We start from the raw sequence: 17,644 nt of genomic DNA on the forward strand, positions 1-17,644 counted from the left end.
GACGGGTGCGGGCCGGTCCCGCCGGCCGGTCACGTCGGCCGCCGGGTCACAGCAGGTCCAGTTCGCGGGCGCGGCGCACCGCCTCGTTGCGGCGGCCGACGGAGAGTTTGCGGTAGGCGCTCTTGAGGTGGGTCTTCACCGTGTTCACGGAGACGTACAGATCGGCGGCGATCTCCTCCGTGGACATCGCCAGCGCCAGCCGCCGCAGCACGTCACGCTCGCGCCCGCTCAGCTCCTCGACGAGCGGGGGCGGCGGGGCCGGGTTCCCGTCCGGTCCGGTGGCCCGGGACCGGCCCACGCGGGAGGCGGGCCGGTCGGACGTCAGGTAGGGACGCAGCCACGGGCCGGCCTCGGTGAAGGGGCGCCGCAGCCGCTCCGGGCGTGCCTCCGCCACGGCCCGCGCCACGAGTCCGCGTGCGGTGGCACCGTCCCCCGCCGCGTCGGCGGCGCGGGCCCGCACCAGCGCGGCCCGCACGGTCACCGCGGGACCGGCGCGTCCCTCGGGTGCCGCCCGGTCGAGCAGCCGTACGGCCGTCCCGGGCCGGCCGGCGGCGAGCTGCACCCGCGCGGCGGCCACCACGCAGGCCACCTGGTCGCGGGGCACCTCGGACAGCAGCGCGACGGCGTCCTGTGCCCGCCCCTCCGCGAGCCGCGCGGCCGCCGCGACGAGCGCCGTCTCGCCCCGTACCCACGGCGATTCGGTGTCGGCCTGTACGCCCGTCCGCACCGCCTTCCAGGCAGCACCGGGCTCGCCGCGCGCGAGGTGCAGCCGGGCGGCCGTCAGGGCGCGGCCGGCCTCCAGGACGGGGTCGCGCAGCGCGGGGTGCGACTCGGCCGCCGTGTCGAGCAGCGCCTGCGCCTGCCCCAGTTCCTCCCGCTCCACGGCCACGGCGGCCAGGACGAGCCGTTCGACGCCGGAGCCGGCGGGCCGCGCCAGCCCGAACCGTTCGGTCTCGGCGAGGGCCTCACGCGCCGTGCGTTCGGCCCTGCGCAGCCATCCCTGCAGGCAGTCGACGAGGGCAAGCCGGCCCAGGGCGTCCTCGCGCGGCAGGGCGGTCACGGCTCCCGGGGCCAGGTCCGCGGCCCTCGCCAGCGCGGACCTCGCGCCCGCGAAGTCCCCGGCCCACAGCCGCGTGGACCCCACGTGGTCCAGCAGCAGCGCGAACAGCTCGGGGTGCCGGTCCAGCAGCTCGACGGGGACGACGTCCCGCAGCGCTTCGGCAGCCCGCACGGCGTCCTCCGCAGCATCCGGCGCCCCGGCCAGCCGGGCGGCGAGGGCCTCCAGGAAGGCGCAGCTCAGCCCGGCCGCCGCCGCGTCCGCCGGGTCCGCCGAGCCGTCGTGGTCGCGCAGGAGGCGGCGCGCCCGGGACAGGTGGACGAGGCCGCCGCCGAGCTCGCCCCGGGACAGCCGGCCGGCCGCGCGCACCAGCTCGGGGGCCGGTCCGGTGCCCTGCCGCCCCATCCGCGCGAACAGCCCGGCGAGGGTGTCGGAGCGGGGGCCGGTGAAGAACTGGCCGAGGGCGAGGTCGTCGACCAGGGCACCGGCGGTGAAGTCCCAGTCGTCGGCGGCGGCCCCGTGCCCGAGCGCGGCGGGCAGGGCACCGGTCCCGCGCAGGGAGACGGCGGCCCGCCGGTGCAGCTCGGGTTCCAGGCCCGGCCGGCGCATCCGCAGATGGGCACGGAGGATCTCCCCGAACAGCGGGTGCAGGCGGTACACCCCATGTCCCAGATGCTCGACGAAGGCGTTGCAGCGGTGCAGCCGGGCCAGGACGGCCTCGGCGTCCGCGCGGCCCGTGACGGCGTTCGCCAGCCCCGGCCCGAAGCGGTCGAGGACGCTGACCCGCAGCAGCAGTTCCTGCGTTCCGTCGTCCTGCCGTCTGAGCACCTCCGCCAGCAGGAAGTCGGCGATCGGGCTCCGGTCGGCCTCGAACTCCTTGAGGTAGATCTCGGGGTCCGGGGCCTCCCTCGCCGCGAGGGCGCACAGCCGCAGTCCCGCGGCCCACCCCCGGGTACGCCGTACGACGCCGCGCACGGCGGCCAGGGGCAGGTCGAGGCCGTGCGCCTCCAGCAGCGCGGCCGCCTCCTCGGGGGTGAAGGCGAGTTCCGCGTCCCGGATCTCCGTCACCTCGCCCGCCGCCCGGTAGCGGTGCAGGGGCAGCAGCGGTTCCGTGCGGGTGACGAGCACCAGGCGCAGCCCCCGCCCGGAGTGCCGCAGCAGGAAATCCAGTTGCTCGGCGACCTCCGGGGCGGTGACCCGGTCGAACTCGTCCAGCACCACGACCACCGGCCGGTCCCGCCCGCTCAGCGCGGCGGCGAGCCGGGCCGGCAGGGCGGCGCCCACCCGGTGCGCGTCCGCCGGGAACCCGACGTCCTCCGGCAGCGGCACCCCCGACACACGCAGGGCCTGGAGCAGGTACGCCCAGAACATCCCGGGATCCTGGCCGTCGGCGTCGGTGGTGAGCCAGGCGACGGGCAGCTCGTCGAGCCCCGCCGCCCAGTCCGCGGCCAGCAGGGTCTTCCCCGCGCCGGCGGAGCCGTCGACCATGGTCAGCGGGGTGCGCAGGGCGTGGTCGAGATGGCCGGCCAGCCGCGCCCTGCGCAGGAACGTCACGGGACGGGCGGGGACGGCCAACCGGGTCCGCAGGAAGGGGTCACCGTGGGGGTCGTACAGATCACGGGAGGCGTGCGGGTCATGCGGGGCGTGCGGGTCATGGTCGCCGTCGATGCGCTCCACGGCCGGGGGGCCGTCACTCTGATGTGCGGTCGTCACGGCACTCACCGCCCTCGTCGGGCCGCGCTCCCTCTCAGCATCCCAGCAGTGGGCCCGCTCGGCGCGCCGTGCCGGTACCTCGGCTAGCGTCGGCGTATGAGCACCACGGCATCCCTCGCCTCGGCCCTGGCGGACGGCACGGTCGTCCTGGACGGCGGCATGTCCAACCAGCTCGCGGCGGCCGGCCACGACCTTTCCGACGAGCTGTGGTCCGCGCGGCTCCTCGCGGAGGACCCGGAGGCGGTCACGGCGGCGCACCTCGCGTACTTCGAGGCGGGCGCGGACGTGGCGATCACGGCCAGCTACCAGGCGACGTTCGAGGGCTTCGCGCGCCGCGGGACCGGCCGTGAGCGGGCCTCGGAGCTGCTGGCGCTGAGCGTGGAGTGCGCCCGTACGGCCGCCTCGCGCGCCCGGGGCCCGCGCCGCCCGCTGTGGGTGGCGGCCTCCGTCGGCCCGTACGGGGCGATGCTCGCGGACGGCTCCGAGTACCGGGGCCGCTACGGGCTGACGGTCGCGGAGCTGGAACGCTTCCACCGCCCCAGGGCGGAGGTCCTGGCGTCCGCCGCCCCGGACGTCCTCGCGCTGGAGACGGTCCCCGACACCGACGAGGCCGAGGCGCTGCTGCGCGCGGTGCGCGGCCTGGGGGTGCCGGTCTGGCTGTCGTACTCGGCGGCGGGCGGCCGGACGCGGGCGGGTCAGCCGCTGGAGGACGCGTTCGCACTGGCCGCGCGGGCCGACGAGGTGATCGCGGTCGGCGTCAACTGCTGCACCCCCGAGGACGCGGACCACGCGGTCGCCGTGGCCGCCCGCGTGACGGGGAAGCCGGTCGTGGTGTACCCCAACAGCGGCGAACAGTGGGACGCCCGTGCCCGGGCGTGGACCGGCGAGGCCACCTTCGCGTCCTCCCGCGTGACGGGCTGGCGGGAGTCGGGGGCACGGCTGATCGGCGGGTGCTGCCGGGTGGGACCGGAGACGATCACGTCGATCGCGGACGCGCTCAAGGCGTCGTAAGGCCCTTTCGGCCGCACTGCCGCGCATCGCACGGCGGCACGATCGCACGGCGGCCCGGCCCCGTCCGGCGCCGGCGAGTCCTCCCGCGGGCTCCGCGCACCGTGGTACGGTGCCATGAGTGCCATGCAGCGCCGCCGTCCGGCGCCGGGCCGATCTTCATCGCCGACACCTTCTTCGCTTCGGCTTCTCTTCTTTCGCCGTCACGTCGGCCTTCGCACCGCCCACGTACGGCTTCCCCGCATGCGTCGGTTGCGTCCCGCGATGCGACCGCGGTGCGGTTCCCGCCGCTAGGGAGGCGCGCGCACGCCCTCCCCCGAAGATCGCGGCTCCCGCCCTCCTCTTCGTGTTGCTGTCCCCGAAAGGACCGACCACATGACCACCGCTCTCGACCGCCCCGCCCTTCAGACCTCCGCGCGTCAGACCTCCGCGCGTCAGCAGTCCCAGTCCGTCACCGTCACCGGCGTCCTGGACGTCGACGCCACCGGCAAGGGGCACCTGCGCGGCGCCGGTCTCACGGCCGCCTCGTCCGACCCCGTCGTATCCGCCGCCCTGGTCCGCCGGCACGGCCTGCGCAAGGGCGACCTGGTGGAGGGCGTCCTCGGCGACCGGCGCTCGCTCAGCGAGGTGGCCCGGGTCGACGGCCGTACGCCCCGATCGCTCGCGGGACGGCCGCACTTCCGTGACCTGACTCCCCTTCACCCGCACCGCCGGCTGCGCCTCGAACACCGCGCGTCCGGGCTCGCGGGCCGGGTCATCGACCTGCTCGCCCCGGTGGGCAAGGGGCAGCGCGGACTGCTCGTGGCGCCGCCCAAGACCGGCAAGACCGTCCTCATCCAGCAGCTCGCGGCAGCCGTCGCGGGCAACCACCCCGAGTGCCGGCTGATGGTGGTGCTGCTCGACGAACGCCCCGAGGAGGTCACCGACATGCGCCGCTCGGTACGCGGCGAGGTGTACGCGTCCACGTTCGACCGCCCCGCCAAGCAGCACATCGCGCTCGCCGAGCTGGTGGTGGAGCGGGCCAAGCGGCTGGCGGAGGCCGGTGAGGACGTCGTCGTACTGCTGGACTCGCTGACGCGGCTGTGCCGCGCGTACAACAACGCGGCAGGACCTGGGGGCCGCACCCTCAGCGGTGGCGTGGACGCCGGTGCGCTGCTCGGTCCGAAGCGGTTCTTCGGCGCCGCCCGGCAGACGGAGGAGGGCGGTTCGCTGACGATCCTCGCCTCCGCGCTGGTGGAGACCGGGTCGCGTGCCGACGACTTCTACTTCGAGGAGCTCAAGGGCACCGGCAACATGGAGCTGCGGCTGAGCCGCGAGTCGGCGTCACGCCGGCTGTTCCCGGCCGTCGACATCACCCTGTCGGGAACGCGTCGGGAGGAACTGCTGCTCACCCCGCAGGAGTTGTCCGCCACGCAGGGCCTGCGGCGGGCACTGCAGTCCCGGGACGGCTCGGCCGACCTGGAGACCCTGCTGGGGCGCATGCGCGAGACGCCGGACAACGCGGCCTTCCTCCACCAGGTCCGCCCGACCCTGCCGGCCGGCTGACGCCACAGCGGTCGGCTGTCGCCACGACGGTCGTACGAACTCACAGCTGGTCGCCGACGGCGGCCCGTGCCGGCGGATGCTCCCCGCCGCCGTCCTTGATGTCCTCTTCGCAGGTCCGCCCGACGTAGGACTGGTCGTTGGCAATCACCAGCACGTCGGCGACGTGCTCGGGGTGGTCGACGGAGAACCACATGTCGGCGATGTTGTCACGGTTCGGGCCGGCATCCGACGTGTAGACCAGCTCACACCCTGCCGCCACGCGCTCCTTGTCGACCGCGCACACGTCCACCGCGACGCGGCTGACGGTCTCGGCGCCGTCGAAGCGGAGGCGGAAGTGGACGTGGTCGCCTTCGTCGGGGACCTGAGGGTGAGGTTCGAGACGCCAGTCGACGACTTCGGCGGTGATCCCCATCGGCCGCCCGGACGTGTTCTCGACCTCCACCTTGACCTCGGCCTCACCGCGTTCGGCGGTCGTGTCCTCGCACTGCCAGACGAGGGAGCAGCCGGACAGGGCGAACACCGTGAGAGCCGACGCGACTCCGACGACCGTCCGAGCGACGACCACGCGGGTGACCTCCAGTCAGGCAACGGGCGGCAACGGGCCACACGTCAGTTGATGATTTCGGCACGGTCGTCCGTACGAATGGCGGCCAGTCGGTCCCGCCACATCTGGAGGGCCTCGGGGGTCAGTCGCGTCCAGTCCGTGACCTCGCCGACGATCCGGAGCGGTTCCCTGCTGCGATACGAGCGGGTGGGATTGCCGGGGAACTTCTTGTCGGTGACGTTGGGGTCGTTCTCGAACTCCCCGGTCGGTTCGACGAGATACACGTGCGGGGTTCCGTCGCCGGAGGCGATCTCGGCGGCGAGGCCCGCACCGTCGCGCGACGCGGTGAAGTAGATGTGGTTCATCACGATCTCGGGCCGGTAGTTGGAACGGAAACCGGCGGTGAGGAGATCACCGGCCTGCAGCTCGGCCTTCGTACCGTGGTAGAACGGCCCCTCGTCCAGCACCTCATCCATTCGGCACAGGCTAGCAAGCGGGTGTCCGCGGACCTGACGGCCAGTCCGTCCCCTATGCTCTCGATCATGGGCATCTTCTCCTGAGCGCGCCACGACGCCCCCGGACATCGCCCGGCAGGTGCCGGGCTCCGCCAGCGTGCCCGCGCGCTCACCTCAGGAGACACCACCCCACCATGTCCGTTCACTCTGCCCGCCGTTCCGCCCTGGACGACCGCATCGCGCGCCTGCGAGAGCTCGCCCACGCCGACTCCCGGCTGGAGGGCGTGCTGCTCTACGGCTCGTGGACCGTGGGCGAGGCCGACGCCCACTCCGACATCGAGGCGTACCTCTACATCCAGGACGACCACCTCGCCGACTTCGACGGCCCTGCCTTCCTGGCACAGCTCGCACCGCTCCAGCTCGCCTACACGAACATGTACGGCATCCTCGCCGTCGTCTTCGACGACCTGATGCGCGGCGAGTTCCACCTCACCCCCGCCGGCCCCGGTGTCGACGAAGTCCCCACCTGGCAGGGCATGGTGCATCTGCCCCGCCCCGACGACGCCGTCCTGCTCGACCGGACCGGCCGCCTCACCCGGGCGGCCCGGCAACTGGCCGCCTTCCAGCCGCCCGAGCCGGTGACCACGGCCCAGCAGCTCACCGACGAGCTGACCAACTGGACCCTCATGCTCGCCCACGTACTGGCCCGCGGCGAGATCGCCCGTGCGCACGCCCTGCTGCACGGCGTCATCGCACCCCAGCAACTGCAACTGTGCCGGCTGCTGCGTGACAGCACGGCCCACTGGCTCACCCCGAGCCGCGCGCTCGAACAGGACCTGCCGGAGGCCGACCGCCGGCGTTACGTCACCACGACGGCTGTCGTCCGCGACGGGGACGTGCGCACGGCGGCACGTAACAGCTGGCGCTGGAGCCGCGACCTGGCGTCGGAGGCGGCCGACCGCTGGGCCGTCCACCTCCCACACGAACTCCACGACCGGATCACCGACCACCTGAACGCCCCACGCTGACCCCACCGGCCCGGGCCCCCGGACTCTTCCGGCGGCCCGGGCCCGGCCGCCCAGATCGCCGTACGACAGCCTCAGGCGGAGAGCGCGACTCCGCACCTGCCGGGCGTGGCCCCGCGCGGCCGCGGTGCCATGTGACAATCCGTCCCATGGCGGAGGAGCTCTCACGTTGGTACAGAGGTCGCCTGGCGGGCGGGCCGTTCAGACCGTTCGACCCGGGCGAGTGCGCTGCGCTCGAGCAGGAGATCGGGCTGCCCCTGCCACCCGAGTACCGCGCCCCCTTGGCGGAGGACCGTCGAGGAATGGCTGGACAAAGGCCTGCCGACCTGGCGAGCCGAACCCTGGGCCACACTCCGACCTGAAGCTGTTCGCTCCACTCACGGCTGCGAGTAGCGCCCGAGGCGCGCCAAGGGTGCCCCACGCCGCCTTCCTCATCAAGGCGGTCCCAGCATGAGCGTTCTCGCGGCCCAGGCCCTCAGCACCAGGCGGCTGGACCTGCTGCCGCTGCGCGTCGAGCACGCCGAGGAGATGGCCGCAGTGCTGTCGGATCCGGCCCTGCACACCTTCATCGGCGGCGCTCCCGACACCCCGCGAGCCCTGCGCTCGCGCTATCAGCGCATGACCGCGGGGTCTCCCGACCCGGCCACGTCCTGGCTGAACTGGGTGATCCGGCTTCGCGACGAGTCCTGCCTGACGGGCACCGTCCAGGCGACGGTCGGTCCCGCCGTCCACGGCCCCATCGCCGAGATCGCCTGGGTGGTCGGGACCCCGTGGCAAGGCAAGGGCATCGCCGTCGAAGCGGCCCGGGGACTCGTCGACTGGCTCAGCCTGCAGCCGGTACACACCGTCATCGCCCACATCCACCCCGAACACCGGGCATCCGCCTCCGTCGCCACTGCCGCGGGGCTCACGCCCACCGACGCATGGCACGAAGGCGAGATCCGATGGCAACGGACCATCGGGCGGTGAATGCAACGATCCACAGGTCGTGACTGCCGACTTCCGTCCGTTGCGGACCGTCAGGCGCGGGCGGTCAGGATTTCCAGGGTGCCCGTCTCGGTGTCGAAGCTTCGGAGGGTGGTGAGGTGGGCCGACAGGGGTGGGGGCGGGAGGAGTTCGGGGACTCGGCGCCCCGCGAAGGCGCCGGGGCGGCGGGTACGGCCGAGGGTGATGTGCGGGCTCCAGCGACCCGGCGCGTGGAAGGGACTGAGGGTCTCGGGCGGGCTGTCCGAGACCACCGCCTCCCACACCCTGCGGTGCAGGTCGGCCAGCGTGGAGTCGAGCTCCAGCGACCAGGCCAGCACCGAGGTGGGCCGCTCGAAACGGATCACCCCGTCGAACCGCACCGGCAGCGGCAGCGCGGCTGCCACCTCGGCCAGTTCCCAGCGGATCGGTGCCGTCAGCTCCGGGCAGGACGCCAGGGTCAGGTGCGGGCTGTTGGTCGGTGAACGGTGGCGCGCCTGACTCGGCAGCCCGGCGTCCGCGAGCCGCCGCCAGGCCTCCCGTACCGCCGCGTCCGCCGCCTCGTCCAACAACAGTTCCACCGTGCGCACCGCAGCAGCCTACGTGGACCTTCCTGCCCTCTCCTGCCCGGCAGGCCCCCGGGGCCGGCGCGGCTGCGCCGCGTCGAAGGGCCCGCGGCAGCCCTCAGCGACGCCATGAGCCCCAAGGTCGTAGACGTCCGCAGCGAGACCGCCGTCCCCCCCGCGTGTCGCGCTCACCGGTTGACGCCCACGGAGCGGCGCTCGCCTCCGCACCCCCGTCCGGGCGGCATGCCGACGGCCTACCAAAGCGAGAGATGCCCTGTTTGTCCGTGTCATGCTGTGGTTTTGTTCGATCACGGTCGTGCCGGGAGGCCGGGTGTACCCCTCGCATGGATGGCTGGACGGGCGGAGCCGCCGTGCCCGGCGGGCGACGGCCTCCTGGGCACCGGAGTGTGCCCGTTGAGCGAGCAGCAGGGGTCCGGGCCGCGGGACGGCCCGGCGGGCTCGCAGCCGCCCCAGGTCCCGGACCTCCGACTGCACCTGGACGCCGAGCTGGAACGGATCGGCACCCAGCTGCGGGCGCTCGCCGACGCCAAGGACCGCCTTCAAGGGCTGCTGGACGCGGTCCTGTCGATCAGCGGCGAGCTGGACCTCTCCTCGGTGCTGCGGCGGATCGTCACCACCGCGATGGACCTGGTCGGCGCCCGCTACGGCGCCCTGGGGGTGCTGCACGAGTCCGGTGAGTACCTGAAGGAGTTCATCACGGCGGGGCTCGACGAGGACGAGCGCGCGGCCCTCTCCGGGATTCCCTTTCCGCACGGCCGGGGCGTGCTCGGTCTGCTGATCCACAACCCGGAGCCGCTGCGCGTCGAGAGCATCCCGTCCCATCCCTCCTCGGCGGGCTTCCCGCCCGGCCATCCGCCGATGCGGACCCTGCTGGGGGTGGCCATCAGCGTCCGCGGCGAGATCTACGGCGACCTCTACCTCTCCGAGCGGAGCGACGGCCGCCCCTTCGACCCGGAGGACGAGGACATCGTCGTGGCCCTCGCCGGCGCCGCCGGCATCGCCATCGAGAACGCCCGCCTGTTCGGGCAGGTCCGGGACAGCGCCGAGCGGTTCCAGCGCCTGCTGCTGCCCGCGCTGCCCGACCTGAGGCCGTTCGAGGCCGCCACCGTGTACCGGCCCGCCACCCGGCCCAACCAGCTCGGCGGGGACTGGTACGACGCCGTCGTGCTGCCCGACGGCGCGGTCGGCGTGATGATCGGTGACGTCGGCGGTCACGACCTGTACGCGGCCGCCGCCATGGCTCGGATCAACAGCATGCTCCGTGCCCTGCTCTACGACCTCCGCAACCCTCCCAGCCAGGTCCTCGGGCAGTTGGACCGCACGCTGCTGACCACCACCGACATCCCGGTCACCACCGTCTGCCTGGCCCGTATCGAGCCGCAGGAGACCGGCTGGGTGCTGCGCTGGAGCACCGCCGGGCACTTCCCGCCGCTGCTGGTCGGACCGGACCTGGAGACCGAGTACCTGGAGGCCGAGCCGGGGCTGCCGCTCGGCGTGCGCACGGGCATGGAGCGGCCGGACCACACGCACCCGCTGCCCGCGGGCTCCATCCTGCTGTTCTTCACGGACGGGCTGGTCGAGCACCACGCGCGCTCCATCGACGAGGGCCTGACGGCGCTCGCCGACCTCGCCGCCACCCACGCCGAACGGCCGCTGAAGGAGTTCGTGCGGGTCCTGGCCGACCATCATCCGAGCGACGGCCAGGACGACATGGCGCTGCTCGCCCTGCGCATCCCCGCCGGCATCCGCTGCCCGCGGCCGGCCGCACCGGAGGACAAGGAGCGCTGACCCCTCCGAGGCGTCCTCAGGTCCGCCGCAGGGCGCCGCTGCGGCGCAGGCGGCGGACGACCGAACGGAGCTCGGGGGACTGTGGCGCCTGCGCGGCCCGTTCGGCGGCGGGCGTGGTCCACAGGGCCAGCTCGCGGTCACGGGGGCCGTGGACGGTGTGCGGCGCGCCGTCGCCGAACACCCGCACCGGGTGGTCCGGTCCCCACCGCTCCCAGCCCGGGGTGCCGTCGGTGACGAACCGTACCCACGCCCCGTGCATGGCGTCGGCCAGGTCCTGCGGTGCCCCCTCGCCCGCGAGCTTGCGGGCGTCGGGGCTGTCGCCGCTGTCGAAGACGAAGCCCAGCTCCAGGGCGTGGCAGGCGCCCATGCCGGGCCGGCTGGACGGCCAGGCGAACTCGAAGACGTACGACGGTTCCGTGCGGCCGTCGGACAGGCGGTGCAGGGGGTTGCGGAGCAGGTGGTCGGTGACCATCTGGCCGACGGTCCCGGCGGTGCCGGCGCCCGGGTGCAGGGCGCGGTAACCGCGTGGGACCTCGCTGCCGCAGCGGCAGCGGGCCATCGCGCCGGCCAGGGCGACGGCGCCGAGGCGGTCGACGCGTTCCGCCAGACCGCCGGGGACGAGCCACAGGCGGTACTCGTCGCGGGTCCAGCCGGTCAGCAGGGTGACGCCGGGGGCCGCGCCGTCGGTGAGGGCCTCCAGGGGGTCGCGCGGGACCAGATCGCCGTCGACGACGATGCCGAATGCGGGCCCGCCGAGCACCGGACCGCCGAGGCGGCCGACGTCGGCCTGCGCACGGAGCAGCTGCTCACGGTCGACGCCGGCGAAGGCCTCGGCGGTGGCGGGCACCTTGAGGCGGCCGGCCATCCGGCGCACCATGCGCCGCGCCTTGTCCCGCTCCGTGGACTCCGGCGGTCCGCTCTGCAGGACGGCCTGCCGCACCAGCCCCTGGGCCTGCGGAGCGGCGACGAGCGCGCCGGCGCTGATGGCCCCGGCGGACTGGCCGGCCAGGGTGATCCGGCCGGGGTCCCCGCCGAAGGCGGCTATCGACTCGTGCACCCACTGGAGCGCGGCGAGCTGGTCGCGCAGGCCGGCATTGGCGGGGGCGTCCGGGAAGAGGCCGTACCCCTCCACGCCGAGGCGGTAGTTGAGGGACACGAAGACCACGCCGTCGCGGGCGAAGGTGCTGCCGTCGTACACCGGGACGGCGGAGGATCCCCTGGTCAGGGCGCCGCCGTGCAGCCAGACCAGGACCGGGAGCCGGGCGTCCGGGGACGGGTCGGGGGTCCAGACGTTCAGGTTGAGGCAGTCGTCGCCCGCGATGTCGGGGTCGGACAGGTACTCGGCGAAGGCCGGGGAGTACGGGGGTTTCGGCGCCGTCGGGCCGAAGGCGCCGGCGTCGCGCACGCCGTCCCAGGGTTCCGGCGGGACGGGCGGGCGGAAGCGCCGCGGCCCGAAGGGGGGCGCCGCGTACGGGATGCCGCGGAACACGGCGACGCCCCGCTCCCACCGGCCGCGCACGGCGCCGTACGCCGTTGTGGTCACCGGGTTCTCGCGGTCCGCCGTCATGTGCCCACCAGCCCTTCGCCCGCACGTGCTCCCGCGCACCATGCCACCCGGCCGCCTGCCGCTCCGTCATCGCCACAGGCCCCGGCTCCGAGCCTGCGGCACCGGACCGAACCCACCGGTGACAACAAGAGCACCACACCGCCCAGCGGTATTCCTGCCCGCGCACGGGGGCGGACCCCCCGTCACGTGGAGAGGTTCTTCCCGCCCTGAGCCCTCGGCTACAGCGGGGAACGGTTTCCGTCCGGCGAAGAGGTGGGTGGGCCCGATGGGCCGAACGGGGCACAGTGACACCCGCCGCCGCGTCACGAAGGGGCTGCGGGAGGTCAGCGGGCCGCGGCCCAGGTGATCCCGCCGCGCAGGTGGGCGCGGAAGTCCGGGTCGTCGTAGATCTCGCAGGTGTGGCCGAGCGAGGTGTAGAAGACCCTGCCCGAGCCCTGCTCACGGCACCAGGCCAGGGGGTGGTCGGCGCCCATGGTGCCGCCGTCGTACGAGGACTCGTCCGCCGAGAGCAGGACGCGTACGGCGGGACGCGGGTTGGTGCGGAAGTCGTACCACTCGTCGGTGAGCCCCCAGACGGCCGGCAGGTGCCGGGTGGCCGGGTGGCCGTGGTCCTCGACGACCGCGCGGCCGGGCTGGAGCGGGGGGTGGTGGTCGAAGCGGGCGCCCAGGAGTTCGCCGTAGTACGGCCAGTCGTACTCGGTGCAGGCCGCCGCGTGCACGCCGACGAACCCGCCGCCCGCCTCGACGTACGCCGCGAGCCGCTCGCGGCCGGCGGGGGTGAGTACGTCACCGCTGGTGGAGAGGAACACGACCGCCGCGTAACGGTCGAGCGGCTCCTCGAGCGCCGCCGGGTCCTCGTGGGCGTGGACGTCGAAACCGCCGAGGGCGCGCAGGGCGGCGACACCGGCCGGGATGGAGTCGTGCCGGTAGTCGGTGGTGCGGGTGTAGACGAGCAGCGCGGGGTCGGACATGCGCGGGAGCCTACGCGCGCGTGCGCCGGGCGCCGTCAGGGGGGCGGCTGAGGCGGGGCACGGTCGCGAGGACGGCCGCGGCGTGGCGTGGGCCCGGAACCCGTCCCCGCCGCGTGCCGGCACCCGCACCTACGATGACGGCAGCGGCGGTCCGCCGCGGGAGCGGGAAGGGACGACGGAGCTGATGAGCCTGCGCCAGTACGAGTACGCCCTGGCCGTCGCCGAAGAGGGCTCGGTGACCGCCGCCGCCGAACGGCTGCACGTGGCCCAGCCGTCGGTGTCCCAGCAGATCCGCGGCCTGGAACGGGAACTCGGCGTGAAGCTGTTCGCCCGCACGCCGACCGGGCTGGTGCCCACCACGGTCGGCCGGGCGTTCCTGCGGGAGGCCGAGGTCGCCGTGAGCGCGTCCCGGAGGGCGCGGGCGACGGCCCGGGCCGGTGCCGAGGACCTGGTGGGCGAGCTGGTGGTCGCCGTGCAGATGGGCTTCGGTACCCGGCAGCTGCCCCGGGCGCTGGGCGAACTGCGGCGCCGCTTCCCCCGGTTGGAGATCACCGTGTTCGAGGAGCCGAGCGCGGCGGAGCTGGACCGGTTGTGCCGGCGCGGGGCGCTGGACTTCGCGCTGATGGCGGCGTGCACCCGGGCCCCCTCCGACGCCCATCACCTCGGTGACGAGGAGCTCGTCGTGGTGCTGGGTGAGGGTCACCCACACCTCGGCTCCGAGCGGGTGGAGTTGCGTGACCTGGAGGGCGAGCCGTGGGTGCGGTTCGACCGGGACAGCACCCTCGACGCCGTCCTGCTGAAGGTGCTGCGGGACAACGGCCTGGCGCCGGCCACCGCCGCCCGGGTGTCCCAGGCGGCGACGGCGGTGCGCTGGGCGGCGCAGGGGCTGGGCGTGACCCTCCTCCCGGCGTCGGCGGTGCCGCCCGAGCACGAGCACCTCGCCCGCCCGGTGTCCCCGGCCCTCTCCCGGCCGGTCATCGCCGTGGTCCGGCAGGACGGCGGCCCCGCCGAGATCACCCTCCTCGACCTGCTCCGCCACGAGAACTGGCCCGGCTCCGCATCGGAACCCTTCACCCTTTCCCGGGTTTCTTGACCCGCCCTCCGCCGCCCTGCATCGCATTCACGGATTTCGCGGACTCACGAAATTCACGAAATTCACGAAATTCACCGGGGGAATTCGCCGCCGTCCACGACGAGATTGGTGCCGGTCACCCAGCTTGCGCGGTCGGAGACGAGGTACAGGACCGCGTGGGCGATGTCGTCGGGCAGTCCCTCGCGGCCGAGGGGCGGGGTCGACGTGGCGCCGGTGGTGTCGCTCAGGGCCGCCCACTGCCGGCGCGTCTCCTCGCCGCCGGGGGTGGCCGTCCGGCCCGGTGTCACGGTGTTGACCCGGACGCCGGCGGGGGCCAGTTCGGTGGCCAGTCCCCGGCTGTAGTTCTCCAGGGCCGCCTTGGCCGCCGTGTAGTGCAGGAACAGCGGTCCCGGGACGGGTACGACGGCCGACGACACGTGGACGATCGCCCCTGCCCGCCGGTCGCGCATCCCCGGTGCGAGCAGGGCGTCCAGCCGGACCGCCGAGAGGTAGTTGAGGTCCAGGGCGTCCTGCCACTCCTCGTCCGGGATGGCCAGCGCGCTGGGGTGCGGGCCGGCGCCGCCCGCGTTGTGGACGACGATGTCCACCCCGCCCAGGGCGTCCGCCACGGCCTCGGCGAGCGACTCCGCACCCGCCCGGGTCCGCACGTCGGCCGCCGCGAACCGGGCGCCCTCCGGGACGGTCCCCGACTCCGACCGGGCGGTGGTCAGCACCTCGGCGCCGGCATCGAGGAGCTGCCGTACGACGGCCGCTCCGATCCCCCGCGTGCCGCCGGTGACGAGGGCCCGCTTTCCGGCGAGTTCCCCGGTGGCGGACTTCTCGTTCTGCTCTGTGGACATTGCACGGTCCTTTCACTGAATCATCCATGCGATTTCCTCGGTGGAAACCGGGATTCGCGATGAGAAAACCGTACGTTCGCGTCGAATCATGAAGCAAAGACGAAATGTGAGCGGAGGACATAGGCATCGCCTATGGCGCCGAGGGCGCCGTGTCCGATTCGTTCAAGACGCCCGGCGCCGGCCTCCCTACGGTGGGCGGCATGAGTGCACGATTCGATGCCATCGGGATGGTCGTCTCGGACATGGCCGCCTCCGTCGCCTTCTACCGGCGCCTCGGGCTGGCGTTCCCCGACGGGGCCGGGACACAGGGACACGTGGAAGCGGAACTGCCGGGCGGCATGCGCCTCTTGCTGGACAGTGAGGAGGTGGTCCGGTCCTTCCACCCGCGGTGGCGGGCCCCCTCGGGCGAGGGCCGGACCTCCCTGGCCGTACGGTGCGACAGCCCTCCCGAGGTCGACGCGCTGTTCGCCGAGATGGTGGAGTCCGGCGCCCACGCCGAGTTGAAGCCGTGGGACGCGGAGTGGGGACAGCGGTACGCGGTCGTCCTCGACCCGGACGGCAACGGCGTGGACCTGTTCGCGCCGCTGTCCACGGGCGAGTAGGCCCCGTTCGCAGTTGCTCGAGGGGCCGCTTCCGCGGAGCCCCGGGCTGACCGTCTTTACCTGCTGTCCTGTGCCCTCTCGTAGGCGGCCAGTTCCGCCGCATTGCCGATGGAGGCGGGGCCGCAGTGCGGCGGCAGGCGATCAATGACCATCGCCACCGCAGCTTGGGCGCTGTCCGTCTCGGCGATCCGCGGGCTGGTTCGGCTCGGCCCTTCCACGTAGTACCGGCCGTCCCGCAGCATGCCGATGTAGGGGATGTCCCAGGTGTGGCGGATCTCTGTGCACCTGCTGAAGTGCAGCTCCCACATACCGGTCCACGGGTGGAGCTGACGAAGCAGCGGTTGCGCATGCGCCACGAGCACCAGCTCGGCGAACGGAGCGAACAGCGGCGATCCTTTCGGTGGGCAAGGTTCGCCCGCAGTGGTCAGGATCTTGCGTCAGGCTGCTTCGACGGTATTGGTCATGCCGTGATTGTGCGGGTCGTTGGATACCGCGGTCGTCCACCCGCTGGCTGTGCCTGCAGGGCATCTTGTACGTGCTCTACAACGACGTCAGTTGGCAACTGTTGCCGCTTGAACTCGGGTTCGACTCCGGACAGACCTGCTGGCGCCGACTGGGCCGGTGGCACGAGCCCGGTGTCTTCGAGCAGTTGCACCGTCTCTTGCTCGGCGAGTTGCACGTGGCCGGCGACCTGGAATGGTCGCGGGCCTGCGTGGATGCCTCCCACATCCGCGCGAAGAAGGGGGCGAGGCCACTGGCCCGTCACCCGTCGACCGCGGGAAGACGGGCAGCAAACACCATCTGATTTGCGACGGGAAGGGCACCCCGTTCGAAGTCATCACTACCGCCGCCAACGTCAACGACGTAACCCAGAGCCTGGCCTTGGTCGACGGGATCCCGGCCGTGGCCGGCAGGCTCGGCCGTCCACGGCACCGCCCCGACGCCGTGCTCGGCGACAAGGGGTACGACAGCAATCCCAACCGCCGTGAGCCACTTCAAGCGCCTGGCTGTCCGCTGGGAGCGACGGCTCGACCTGCATGACGCCCTCGTCTCACTCGCCTGTGGCCTCATCTGCTGGAGACGCCTCAAGACGGCTGGTCCAGGTCGCCCATGAACTGCTGTGCCTGGAAGGCCGCGATCTGGTCCGCTACCGAGAACTCTGACGCACAGGCCGGACAGGTCGTGTGGCCGAACAGATGGGTCAGATGGTCTGCGACCGATGACTGCTCGGCCCTGACGGCCAGCCGGTGCACCCGGGACGCCGGCGGTGGCAGGTCCGCGGGGGCTGCCCGGCGAACCTCGGTGAGTATGGGGCCCTCGTGGCCGACAACCCGAAAGTGCGCGTTCGGGTCCCGATGGCGAGTGCCTCGGAGTCTGCGGGAGAGGTCGATCTCCAAGCTCAGCGCGCAGGAGGGGCACACCACGGGGTGCTCATCGCGGCGCAGGTTACGCCTCCAGAAAGCCACCCCCTCGAAAGCCAGAAGGTGCTCCAGCCAGTACAGAAAGTCGTCTTCATCGCCCTCGAAGGGCCTTGCAGTCACGTGGTTCTGCGTCAGCTGGTGCAGCTCGTTGATCGCAGCCGGGTAGCGCGCCTGGACGTAGCCGGGCTCGTGAAGCTGCTGTTCCTCGACGACGATGCGGCCAGCCAGCCCAAGGGCCTGCCAACGACCGCCCGGCTTACGACCGGTAGCGATGTCCGCCAAAACGGGCACGGCGGCAAAGCTAGCCGAGTACACCGACCCCTGGTGGTAGAGAGAGGCCCAAAGCTCCTCCCACGCCTCGTCAGCCAGCTCGGGATCACCGATCTCATCGAAGAGCCGTGGTAGGTCGGATGCGAATCCATAGGCGTGCTTCAGAGACGACCAATCCAGTGGCATGCCCCCAATC

Annotated in this window: 18 protein-coding genes; 9 read left to right on the top strand and 9 right to left on the bottom strand. The window is 73.2% G+C overall.

Annotation, left to right across the window (positions count from 1 at the left end; genetic code table 11):
• Positions 1–46: 46 nt before the first annotated feature.
• A complete protein-coding gene (locus B100_RS0111630; protein ID WP_051489979.1) occupies positions 47–2,725 on the bottom strand; it encodes a winged helix-turn-helix domain-containing protein in 2,679 nt (892 codons plus the stop codon).
• Positions 2,726–2,866: 141 nt separating this feature from the next.
• Here B100_RS0111630 and mmuM point away from each other — a divergent pair, with 141 nt between their 5' ends.
• The gene (mmuM, locus tag B100_RS0111635; protein WP_024884609.1) at positions 2,867–3,781 is read left to right on the top strand and encodes a homocysteine S-methyltransferase; all 915 of its coding nucleotides are present in this window, start codon (positions 2,867–2,869) and stop codon (positions 3,779–3,781) included.
• A gap of 372 nt (positions 3,782–4,153) precedes the next feature.
• Positions 4,154–5,323: a transcription termination factor Rho gene (gene rho / locus B100_RS0111640; protein ID WP_024884610.1), complete on the top strand. Its 1,170-nt coding sequence runs from the start codon at positions 4,154–4,156 to the stop codon at positions 5,321–5,323.
• Positions 5,324–5,363: 40 nt separating this feature from the next.
• Here the strand turns inward: rho and B100_RS0111645 are convergent, their stop codons facing one another.
• Positions 5,364–5,888, bottom strand: a complete 525-nt coding sequence (locus B100_RS0111645) for a hypothetical protein (RefSeq protein WP_024884611.1) — start codon at positions 5,886–5,888, stop codon at positions 5,364–5,366.
• 44 nt (positions 5,889–5,932) lie between these two features.
• A complete protein-coding gene (arr, locus tag B100_RS0111650) occupies positions 5,933–6,343 on the bottom strand; it encodes an NAD(+)--rifampin ADP-ribosyltransferase (RefSeq protein WP_024884612.1) in 411 nt (136 codons plus the stop codon).
• A 173-nt stretch (positions 6,344–6,516) separates the two neighbouring features.
• Here arr and B100_RS0111655 point away from each other — a divergent pair, with 173 nt between their 5' ends.
• Together B100_RS0111655 and B100_RS0111660 are read left to right on the top strand one after the other, a co-directional pair.
• Positions 6,517–7,350: a hypothetical protein gene (locus tag B100_RS0111655; protein ID WP_024884613.1), complete on the top strand. Its 834-nt coding sequence runs from the start codon at positions 6,517–6,519 to the stop codon at positions 7,348–7,350.
• A gap of 447 nt (positions 7,351–7,797) precedes the next feature.
• Complete coding sequence (locus B100_RS0111660) at positions 7,798–8,316, top strand: GNAT family N-acetyltransferase (protein ID WP_024884614.1); 519 nt, start codon at positions 7,798–7,800, stop codon at positions 8,314–8,316.
• 50 nt (positions 8,317–8,366) lie between these two features.
• Here B100_RS0111660 and B100_RS0111665 read toward each other — a convergent pair whose 3' ends face one another.
• Positions 8,367–8,900, bottom strand: a complete 534-nt coding sequence (locus B100_RS0111665) for a 2'-5' RNA ligase family protein (RefSeq protein WP_024884615.1) — start codon at positions 8,898–8,900, stop codon at positions 8,367–8,369.
• Positions 8,901–9,224: 324 nt separating this feature from the next.
• Between B100_RS0111665 and B100_RS0111670 the strand changes: the two genes are divergently transcribed.
• A complete protein-coding gene (locus B100_RS0111670; protein ID WP_078540859.1) occupies positions 9,225–10,685 on the top strand; it encodes a GAF domain-containing SpoIIE family protein phosphatase in 1,461 nt (486 codons plus the stop codon).
• A 16-nt stretch (positions 10,686–10,701) separates the two neighbouring features.
• Here the strand turns inward: B100_RS0111670 and B100_RS0111675 are convergent, their stop codons facing one another.
• Together B100_RS0111675 and B100_RS0111680 are read right to left on the bottom strand one after the other, a co-directional pair.
• A complete protein-coding gene (locus B100_RS0111675) occupies positions 10,702–12,252 on the bottom strand; it encodes a carboxylesterase family protein (protein WP_024884617.1) in 1,551 nt (516 codons plus the stop codon).
• Positions 12,253–12,575: 323 nt separating this feature from the next.
• Entirely contained in the window at positions 12,576–13,223 is a 648-nt protein-coding gene (locus tag B100_RS0111680) for a ThuA domain-containing protein (RefSeq protein WP_024884618.1), read from the bottom strand.
• Between the two features lie 184 nt (positions 13,224–13,407).
• Between B100_RS0111680 and B100_RS0111685 the strand changes: the two genes are divergently transcribed.
• Positions 13,408–14,316, top strand: coding sequence for a LysR family transcriptional regulator (locus B100_RS0111685; RefSeq protein WP_024884619.1), 909 nt, complete (start codon positions 13,408–13,410; stop codon positions 14,314–14,316).
• A gap of 71 nt (positions 14,317–14,387) precedes the next feature.
• Here the strand turns inward: B100_RS0111685 and B100_RS0111690 are convergent, their stop codons facing one another.
• Entirely contained in the window at positions 14,388–15,155 is a 768-nt protein-coding gene (locus B100_RS0111690) for an SDR family oxidoreductase (RefSeq protein WP_024884620.1), read from the bottom strand.
• A gap of 200 nt (positions 15,156–15,355) precedes the next feature.
• Between B100_RS0111690 and B100_RS0111695 the strand changes: the two genes are divergently transcribed.
• Positions 15,356–15,757: a VOC family protein gene (locus tag B100_RS0111695; RefSeq protein ID WP_024884621.1), complete on the top strand. Its 402-nt coding sequence runs from the start codon at positions 15,356–15,358 to the stop codon at positions 15,755–15,757.
• Between the two features lie 56 nt (positions 15,758–15,813).
• Here B100_RS0111695 and B100_RS0111700 read toward each other — a convergent pair whose 3' ends face one another.
• A complete protein-coding gene (locus B100_RS0111700; RefSeq protein ID WP_486585633.1) occupies positions 15,814–16,188 on the bottom strand; it encodes a DUF6193 family natural product biosynthesis protein in 375 nt (124 codons plus the stop codon).
• Here B100_RS0111700 and B100_RS35455 point away from each other — a divergent pair.
• Both B100_RS35455 and B100_RS35460 read left to right on the top strand, forming a co-directional pair.
• Positions 16,158–16,562, top strand: coding sequence for a transposase (locus B100_RS35455; protein WP_486585626.1), 405 nt, complete (start codon positions 16,158–16,160; stop codon positions 16,560–16,562). The genes B100_RS0111700 and B100_RS35455 overlap by 31 nt on opposite strands.
• Positions 16,454–16,798 carry a transposase gene (locus B100_RS35460; RefSeq protein WP_078540863.1) on the top strand — a complete coding sequence of 115 codons (345 nt, stop codon included), beginning with the start codon at positions 16,454–16,456 and terminating at the stop codon, positions 16,796–16,798. The genes B100_RS35455 and B100_RS35460 overlap by 109 nt, the downstream gene beginning before the upstream one ends.
• A 44-nt stretch (positions 16,799–16,842) precedes the next feature.
• Here the strand turns inward: B100_RS35460 and B100_RS34820 are convergent, their stop codons facing one another.
• The gene (locus B100_RS34820; protein WP_158686713.1) at positions 16,843–17,634 is read right to left on the bottom strand and encodes a hypothetical protein; all 792 of its coding nucleotides are present in this window, start codon (positions 17,632–17,634) and stop codon (positions 16,843–16,845) included.
• Between the last annotated feature and the right edge of the window lie 10 nt (positions 17,635–17,644).

Source organism: Streptomyces sp. CNH189 (assembly GCF_000527195.1).

Bases quoted from the DNA above. Each gene is read 5' to 3' on its own strand.
- mmuM (WP_024884609.1), top strand. From the start codon at position 2,867: ATGAGCACCACGGCATCCCTCGCCTCGGCCCTGGCGGACGGCACGGTC.
- rho (WP_024884610.1), top strand. From the start codon at position 4,154: ATGACCACCGCTCTCGACCGCCCCGCCCTTCAGACCTCCGCGCGTCAG.
- arr (WP_024884612.1), bottom strand. From the start codon at position 6,343: ATGGATGAGGTGCTGGACGAGGGGCCGTTCTACCACGGTACGAAGGCC.
- B100_RS0111655 (WP_024884613.1), top strand. From the start codon at position 6,517: ATGTCCGTTCACTCTGCCCGCCGTTCCGCCCTGGACGACCGCATCGCG.
- B100_RS0111660 (WP_024884614.1), top strand. From the start codon at position 7,798: ATGAGCGTTCTCGCGGCCCAGGCCCTCAGCACCAGGCGGCTGGACCTG.
- B100_RS0111670 (WP_078540859.1), top strand. From the start codon at position 9,225: ATGGCTGGACGGGCGGAGCCGCCGTGCCCGGCGGGCGACGGCCTCCTG.
- B100_RS0111675 (WP_024884617.1), bottom strand. From the start codon at position 12,252: ATGACGGCGGACCGCGAGAACCCGGTGACCACAACGGCGTACGGCGCC.
- B100_RS0111680 (WP_024884618.1), bottom strand. From the start codon at position 13,223: ATGTCCGACCCCGCGCTGCTCGTCTACACCCGCACCACCGACTACCGG.
- B100_RS0111685 (WP_024884619.1), top strand. From the start codon at position 13,408: ATGAGCCTGCGCCAGTACGAGTACGCCCTGGCCGTCGCCGAAGAGGGC.
- B100_RS0111690 (WP_024884620.1), bottom strand. From the start codon at position 15,155: ATGTCCACAGAGCAGAACGAGAAGTCCGCCACCGGGGAACTCGCCGGA.
- B100_RS0111695 (WP_024884621.1), top strand. From the start codon at position 15,356: ATGAGTGCACGATTCGATGCCATCGGGATGGTCGTCTCGGACATGGCC.
- B100_RS35460 (WP_078540863.1), top strand. From the start codon at position 16,454: ATGGTCGCGGGCCTGCGTGGATGCCTCCCACATCCGCGCGAAGAAGGG.
- B100_RS34820 (WP_158686713.1), bottom strand. From the start codon at position 17,634: ATGCCACTGGATTGGTCGTCTCTGAAGCACGCCTATGGATTCGCATCC.